Genomic DNA, 7,245 nt, shown 5'->3' on the forward strand with positions numbered 1-7,245 from the left:
CGTCTGGTGTGTGTTCTCCCGTGTCTCTGTGGCAGAGCCACGGGCTGACAACGCCACGGATCCGCAGAGCCAGGTCTCATGCCCGCTCCGTCACCACGCTCCGTCATCACGGTGGGCCGTCCGGAGCCGGGGAAGGTGCCCCGGATGGCTGGATGAGTGGAGCGGGACTGAGACCTCGTCCTGCGGATCCGCTGTTGACTTGTCTTGTTTCTGATCAGCTCTGCTGCTTGTCGGTTTGTCGATCTGTCCTTTTATCAGTCCGTCGACTCGTCCAGGTCTGCGAACTTGGCCTGTGCACCCGCGGAGTACTCCGCCCACTTGGCCGGGTCCCAGATCTCGATCCGGTCCATCACACCGATCACCACGACGTCCTTGACGATCCCGGCGTAGTCGCGCAGGAGCGGCGGGATGCCGATCCGGCCCTGCTTGTCGGGTGTCGTCTGCTCGGCCCCCGCAAAGAGGACACGGGCGTAGTCGCGTGCGTCCCGAGAGGTGAGCGGCGTCTGCTGGGCCCGCTGCGCCTCCTGCATGAAGACGTCCTCGGGCCACACCACGAGGCAGTTCTCCTGACCTTGCGTCACGACAACCCCCTCCGCCAGTCGATCTCGGAACTTTGCGGGGAGGAAGATCCGGCCCTTCTCGTCGAGCTTCGGCGTGTACGTGCCCATGAAGAACATGTGCTCGCCCCCGCGGTCAGCTCAACGTGGATCGTTCCTCCACTTTGCCCCACCGTACCCCACAATCCCCCACATTCAAACCACCTTCCTCCCCCACGCGACGATTTCCCACCACGCCCCGCTCCCCCGGCCCGCGTGCGGCGGAGGCCGGCGACGTACCCCTTGCGGGTCACAGTCGGGTCAATGCCGCAGACGCCCGTAGGCGCTACCCCGTACGGTGTTCCCATAAGCAGGATGAGTCGGAAGGACGCGACGTGACGACGCCGTTGGAGGCCTCATCGAATGGGGCAGAGATCGAGACATTGGTGCGGGTCGCGGGCCGCATTCGCGACAGCATCGAGAAGGTGATCGAAGGAAAGACCGACGTCGTCGACTCCACGCTGACCGTGCTGCTCGCCGAGGGACACCTTCTGATCGAGGATGTGCCCGGGGTCGGCAAGACCCAGCTCGCGAAGGCGCTGGCGCGCTCGATCGACTGCTCGGTCCGCCGCATCCAGTTCACGCCCGACCTGCTCCCGAGCGATGTCACCGGGGTGTCGATCTTCAACCAGAACACCCGGGAGTTCGAGTTCCGCCCGGGCGGCATCTTCGCCAACATCGTGGTCGGCGACGAGATCAACCGTGCCTCGCCCAAGACCCAGTCGGCGCTGCTGGAGTGCATGGAGGAGCACCAGGTCACCGTCGACAACGTGACCTACCAGCTGGAGTCGCCGTTCATGGTGATCGCGACCCAGAACCCGATCGAGATGGAGGGGACGTACGCCCTCCCCGAGGCGCAGCGCGACCGGTTCATGGCGCGGGTCTCGGTCGGCTATCCGCCGGTCGGCTCCGAGATCGCGATGCTGGCCAGCCACAGCGCGGCCAACCCGCTCGACGACCTCGACCCGGTCACCGACGCCGTGGAGATCCGCAAGCTCGTCGGCGTCGTCAACCAGGTCTACGTCTCGGAGGCGGTCCGCCGCTACACCGTGGCCCTGACCGCGGCGACCCGCACCAACAACGAGCTCGCCCTGGGCGCCTCGCCGCGCGCGAGCCTCCACCTGCTGCGGGCCGCGAAGGCCCATGCCGCCCTGCACGGACGCGAGTTCGTCCTCCCCGATGACGTACGCAGGCTGACCGGTCCGGTCCTTGCCCACCGTCTTCTCCCCAGCGCCTCCGCGGCGATGCACGGCCGGTCGGTTACCGACATCCTCGAGGCCGTCGTGTCCCACGTGCCGGTGCCACAGGCCTGATCCACGAGGGAGCCACCCGTCATGCGCGAGGCACTGTCCGGACTGACCGTGCGAGGCCGGGCTTTCCTGGCCGCCGGGATCACCTCGATCGTCTGCGGGGTCCTGCTGGACCAGTCCACCCTGTCCCGGATCGGGATGCTGCTGGTCGCGCTGCCGCTGGTCACCGCGGTGGTCGCCGCCTGGGGTCGCTACCGGCTCGCGCTCGTCCGCCACATCGAGCCGCACCTGACCGAGGCCGGTCAACCCGCCAAGGTCGAGCTCACCATCGCCAACGAGGGCCGGATCCCCACCGGGACCCTGCTGCTGGAGGAGACGGTCCCCTACGCCCTGGGTGGGCGCCCTCGCTTCGTGGTCGACCGGATCGGGTTCGGGTGGCGCCACAAGCTCGGCTACCAGATCCGATCCGAGATCCGGGGCCGCTTCGACATCGGCCCGATGCGCGTGACCGTGGCCGACCCGTTCGGCCTGGTCGAGCTCAATCGCGCCTTCCAGTCCACGGTCCCGTTCACGGTCACGCCGAGAGTGGTCGCGTTGCCCTCGACGCCCCTGACCGGCAACGCGACCTCGTCGGGAGACTCCCGGCCGAGGGCGTTCCTCGGTGGCAGCGCGGAGGACGTCACCGTGCGTGAGTACCGTCGCGGCGACGAGCTGCGGCGGGTGCACTGGCGCAGCTCGGCCCGCCTCGGCGAGCTGATGGTGCGTCGCGAGGAGCAGCCCTGGCAGGCCCGGGCCACCGTCTTCCTCGACAACCGGCGCTCGGTCCACCGCGGCCAGGGAGCGAGCTCCTCGTTCGAGCACGCCGTCGTGGTCGCCGCCTCGGTCGCGGTGCACCTGGTCGAGGCCGGCTACTCCGTGCGCCTGGTGACCTCCGGGGGCAGCAGCCCCGGCGCCGCTTCGGCCGGTGGCGGTGAGCTCAACTCCGGCTGGCACGACCGCGAGGGTCAGGCGGACGCGGCGGCCCTGCTGGAGGCGCTCGCCGTGGTCGAGACCGTGCAGCACCACCGCATCGACGCCTCCTGGGTCGGCGAGGCCGGACAGGGCGGAGTCACCGTGGCGGTGCTCGGCTCCCTCGACGAGGAGGACGCCGGAGTGCTTCGCCGGGTGCGTCATCGCACCGGGGCCGCGCTCGCCTTCTCGCTCGCCGTCGACGGCTGGAGCGCGGTGCATCTGGCACCCGAGCAACGGCGGCCCAGCGGCGTACCACTGCTCATCCAGCACGGCTGGAAGGCGGTCGAGCTCGGCGTCGGTGACTCGGTGGCCGCGCGCTGGCGCGAGCTCGGCACCCGGGGCACCGCAGCAGGAGCGGCAGCGAGAGCGGGAGCAGCGCGATGATGACCTCCCGAGACGCGCGCGGCGTCGTGCCCGCCATGGCGGTGCCGCTGACCTGCTTCGCGACCGTCCTGTTCGCCCTGTCGTCGTGGGGTTCGTTCACGACCAGCCGATTCCCCTACCTCGGCCCGATCCTGGTCGCCGGCCTGCTCGTGGTCGCCACCGGCATCTCGGCGCGGCTGCTGCGCGTGCACGCCTCGGTCGTGGTCCTGCTGCAGGTGCTTCTCGGCACCATCGCGACCAGTCTCCTGGTCGTGCAGCACCCCTTCCCCGTCACCGGCGGCGGCCGGGCACTGGTCACGGCCGAGATGGCCGAGGCGTACATCGCGTTCAACCCGTTCGACCTGCCGATGTCCGGGACGGGGGTGGCGCCCTACCTCATCCCGGGCGGTGTCGCGGCAGTGCTGCTGGCCGACATCCTGGCCGTCTCGCTACGGCGGCCGCCGATGATGGGGCTCGTGGTGCTGGGCGTCTTCACGGTGCCGTTCAGCATCATCGGCGCAGGTGGCTGGGGCGGGGTCTCCTGGGTCGTCTTCGCGCTCACGGCGACCTCGTTCCTGGTGATGCTGCGCCTCGACCGTGCCCAGCAGCTCGGCCGCTGGGGCCGTCGCCTCGATGACGACCTACCGGTGGCGCCTGCCGCCGGGCCGGCGGTCATCGGCGTCTCCGCGGTCGTGATCGCCCTGCTCACCCCGGCGTGGCTGCCCAGCCCGAGCGTCTCTCTTCCCGGCCTGGGTCCGGGCGACGGCGACGGCCCCCTGCGAGTGATCAACCCGACCGTCGGGCTCTACGACGACCTGCGCCGGCAGAGCGACCAGGTGATGGTGTCCGTCACCCCCGTCTACGGCGACACCGAGACTCCCCCGTCCTATCTGCGTGTCGGGGCCCTGACCAAGTTCACCGGCACGGAGTGGACCTCGGGCAACCGCGACGTACCCTCCGACCACAGCGGGGTGGCCACCTTCGAGCCGCCGATGTCCGACCCGACCCTGCTGGGCGAGCCCACGACCTACCAGCTGAAGGCGAGCGCCAAGTTCCAGTCGACCTGGCTCCCGATCTTCGCCCATCCCCTCGAGGTCACCGCCAGGGGGCCGTGGCGCTATGACGAGGACACCCTCGACTTCATGTCCACCGAGGGCAGGGACCAGACCGTGGCCGGGCAGAGATGGCGGATGACCGCCGCTCCCGTCGAGCCGTCCCAGGAGCGCCTCCTCGCCGCCGGCGACCCCGGCGTCGGCGCCCCACCGGGCATGACCGACCTGCCGCTGCTCCCCGACGAGATCGAGGAGATCGCCCTGGAGCGGACCGCCGGCCAGGACCGGCCGTTCGCCAAGGCGGTCGCCCTGCAGAACTGGTTCCGCCACAGCGGCGAATTCACCTACAGCCTGGAGCGTGACGTCGGCTCCGACAGCGCGGCCCTGCTGGACTTCCTGACCGACAACAAGATCGGCTACTGCCAGCAGTACGCCACGGCCATGGCCGTGCTCGCCCGCGAGCTCGGCATCCCGGCCCGGGTCGCCTTCGGCTTCCTGGGCGGCGACCAGGACGAGGACGGCGTGTGGCAGTTCCGCGGCCGCGACCTGCACGCCTGGCCCGAGCTGTGGTTCGAGGACATCGGCTGGATCCGGTTCGAGCCGACCCCGTCGGCCGCCGACACCAGCGAACCCGGCTACACCACGGGTGCGCTGAGCAATGCCCGCAACGAGCCGGAGGCGCCTGTTCCCAGCGCCGGCACGAGCGTCGCGCCGGTGCCCAACCGGCCGCAGCGCGAGGAGCCGGACACACCGGAGGTCGCCGACACCGGCGCCGAGGAGTCGAACGCCGGCGCCGTCTGGACCAGTCTGGGGATCGTGGCCCTGGTCGGACTGATCGCGCTCGCGGCGCCGGCCGTCATCCGGCGCCGGCGGCGCACCACTCGGCTCGCAGGCGATGCGGAGGCCGGCTGGACCGAGGTGGGCGACACCGCGATCGACCTCGGTCTGCCCTGGTCCGGGACCCGTTCACCGCGGGAGGAGGCCACCAGCCTGGCCCCGCATCTGCAGGGTCGCGAGCCGATGCTCGCGCTGCAGCGGATCGTGGCGGCCGTCGAGCGCAACCGCTACGCCGAGCATCGCGGCGACGTGGCGGTCGGGGACGACGTACGCCTGGTCTCGGCCACGCTCAGGGAGCACGCCGAGCGGCGTGCCCGTCGCCGGGCACGCCTGTGGCCGGCGTCGGTTTTCCGCCGCCGGCCGGTGCCAGCCACCGACGGACCGGTTGCGCGGTCCGAGCGGGAGCTGATCTCTTCCTAGAGGTCGTTCCTCTGAGAGGTCGTTGTCTCAGAGGTCGTTGTCGCGGCGGCGCTGCTTCCAGCGCTCGCTGGCCCGGTCGAGGAACGAGGTGCGGGGCGTGTGATCCCCGTCGTCCTCCTCGACCGCGGCAGCACCACGAAGAGCGGTGAGCAGCACGGAGGTCGAGGCCAGCATCACCAGGAAGCCGACCACCCCGACGATCCACATCCGTGAGATCACACCGGTCATCAGCAACGCGACTCCACCGGCGAGCACGATGCCCGCGATGACCGCGTGTCGACGTTGGGCACGGCGCAGGGCCGTGCCTCGGAGGGCGGAGGCGAACTTCGGGTCCTCCGCCGAGAGCGCGCGCTCCATCTGCTCGAGCAGGCGAAGCTCCTCTTCCGAGAGTGGCACCGTACCTCCCATGTCCTGTTGGGGTGTCTCCAAGTCTAGGCTGGCCACCCTGAAGGCGGTAGTAAGCCCAGAAAATTCTTGCCCCTTGACGTTCTGCCCCATGGCACAACCGAGTCCGATTGTGTCAACCGAACAGGCAGTTGCGTCAACCCCGGCCCTGATCGAGCAGGCTCGCGCGGCGGACAAGGCTGGATCCGAAGCGTTCGGCGACCTGGTCGATGGCGCGGTCGGCCTCGGACCAGCCACGCTCCCGCTCGCCGAGCACCAGCTGCCGGTCGGTGCCTTCGCGGGTGACCAGATGCTCCACCCGGACCCCGACCAGGCGCAGGGCCCGACCCCTGAGGTCGAGCTCGTCGTAGAGGCGGACGGCGGTGGCGTGCACCTCCTGGGTGACGTCGGTCGGATCGGGCAGCGTGCGGGAGCGCGAGATGGTCGTGAAGTCGGTGAACCGCACCGTCAGCGCGACGGTGCGGCCGACCGTCCCGGCGCGCCGCATCCGCCGGGTGACGCGGGCCGAGAGGCGCAACAGCTCGCGGACGATGTCCTCACGGTCGCTCAGGTCGTGGCCGAAGGTCTCCTGGGCGCCGGTGGACCGGTCCGGCAGGTCGGGGCCCAGCCGTCCGGTCAGCTCGCGCTGGTCGGTGCCGGTGGCGAGCCGGTGCAGGTGGCCACCGAGGCGTGACCCGAGGATCTGGTGGAGGGTCGGCACCGGGGTGCGGGCGATGTCGCCCACCGTCTCGAAGCCGAGCCGCCGCAGCCGGGTCCTCGTGCTCGGGCCGACCCCGTAGAGCTCACCGACGTCGAGCGGGTGGAGGAAGCCGGGGACGTCCTCCGGCCTGACGACCACGATGCCGTCGGGCTTCGCCTTGCGGCTGCCGACCTTGGCCACGCTCGGGGTGGGCGCGACGCCGACCGAGCAGGTGATGCTCAGCTCCTCCGCGATCTGGCGGCGGATCCGCTGGGCGATCTCCTCGGGGCTCCCGAAGAGCCTGGTCGCTCCCCGCACGTCGAGGAACGCCTCGTCGACGCTGACCACCTCCACCAGCGGGGTGGCGCGGCGGAAGATCTCGCGAACCTGATGGGAGACCTCGGCGACCTCACCGAAGTCGAGACGGACCGAGACGAGCTGAGGACACAGCCGTCTCGCCATCGAGCCGGGCATGGCGGCACGGACGCCGTAGGCGCGCGCCGGGTAGTTGGCACAGGTCACCACGCCCCTGGCGTGTCCCCCGACGACGACCGGCTGGTCCCAGAGCTCGGGCTGGTGGCGGATCGCCACCGAGACGAAGAAGGCGTCCATGTCGACATGGAGGATCGGGG

At 70.6% G+C, this 7,245-nt stretch carries 6 protein-coding genes; 3 read left to right on the forward strand and 3 right to left on the reverse strand.

Annotation, left to right across the window (positions count from 1 at the left end):
- Positions 1-254 precede the first annotated feature (254 nt).
- Positions 255-677, reverse strand: coding sequence for a division/cell wall cluster transcriptional repressor MraZ (gene mraZ, locus ACFV9G_RS16180; RefSeq protein WP_008363047.1), 423 nt, complete (start codon positions 675-677; stop codon positions 255-257).
- 254 nt (positions 678-931) lie between these two features.
- Here mraZ and ACFV9G_RS16185 point away from each other — a divergent pair, with 254 nt between their 5' ends.
- From ACFV9G_RS16185 to ACFV9G_RS16195, 3 genes are read left to right on the forward strand one after another with little or no spacing between them, the layout of a single operon-like run.
- The gene (locus tag ACFV9G_RS16185; RefSeq protein WP_378728502.1) at positions 932-1,909 is read left to right on the forward strand and encodes an AAA family ATPase; all 978 of its coding nucleotides are present in this window, start codon (positions 932-934) and stop codon (positions 1,907-1,909) included.
- Between the two features lie 21 nt (positions 1,910-1,930).
- Positions 1,931-3,241 (forward strand): DUF58 domain-containing protein, encoded by a 1,311-nt coding sequence (locus tag ACFV9G_RS16190; RefSeq protein WP_378728503.1) that lies wholly within the window; start codon positions 1,931-1,933, stop codon positions 3,239-3,241.
- The gene (locus ACFV9G_RS16195; protein ID WP_378728504.1) at positions 3,241-5,529 is read left to right on the forward strand and encodes a transglutaminaseTgpA domain-containing protein; all 2,289 of its coding nucleotides are present in this window, start codon (positions 3,241-3,243) and stop codon (positions 5,527-5,529) included. The genes ACFV9G_RS16190 and ACFV9G_RS16195 overlap by 1 nt, the downstream gene beginning before the upstream one ends.
- A gap of 27 nt (positions 5,530-5,556) precedes the next feature.
- Here ACFV9G_RS16195 and ACFV9G_RS16200 read toward each other — a convergent pair whose 3' ends face one another.
- Together ACFV9G_RS16200 and dinB are read right to left on the reverse strand one after the other, a co-directional pair.
- Positions 5,557-5,925, reverse strand: a complete 369-nt coding sequence (locus tag ACFV9G_RS16200) for a DUF3040 domain-containing protein (RefSeq protein ID WP_378728505.1) — start codon at positions 5,923-5,925, stop codon at positions 5,557-5,559.
- A gap of 145 nt (positions 5,926-6,070) precedes the next feature.
- A partial coding sequence (dinB, locus tag ACFV9G_RS16205; protein ID WP_378728506.1) for a DNA polymerase IV occupies positions 6,071-7,245 on the reverse strand: 1,175 nt, incomplete at its 5' end.

This window comes from Nocardioides sp. NPDC059952 (genome assembly GCF_042730435.1).
GTDB lineage: Bacteria > Actinomycetota > Actinomycetes > Propionibacteriales > Nocardioidaceae > Nocardioides.

Bases quoted from the DNA above. Each gene is read 5' to 3' on its own strand.
- mraZ (WP_008363047.1), bottom strand. From the start codon at position 677: ATGTTCTTCATGGGCACGTACACGCCGAAGCTCGACGAGAAGGGCCGG.
- ACFV9G_RS16190 (WP_378728503.1), top strand. From the start codon at position 1,931: ATGCGCGAGGCACTGTCCGGACTGACCGTGCGAGGCCGGGCTTTCCTG.
- ACFV9G_RS16195 (WP_378728504.1), top strand. From the start codon at position 3,241: ATGACCTCCCGAGACGCGCGCGGCGTCGTGCCCGCCATGGCGGTGCCG.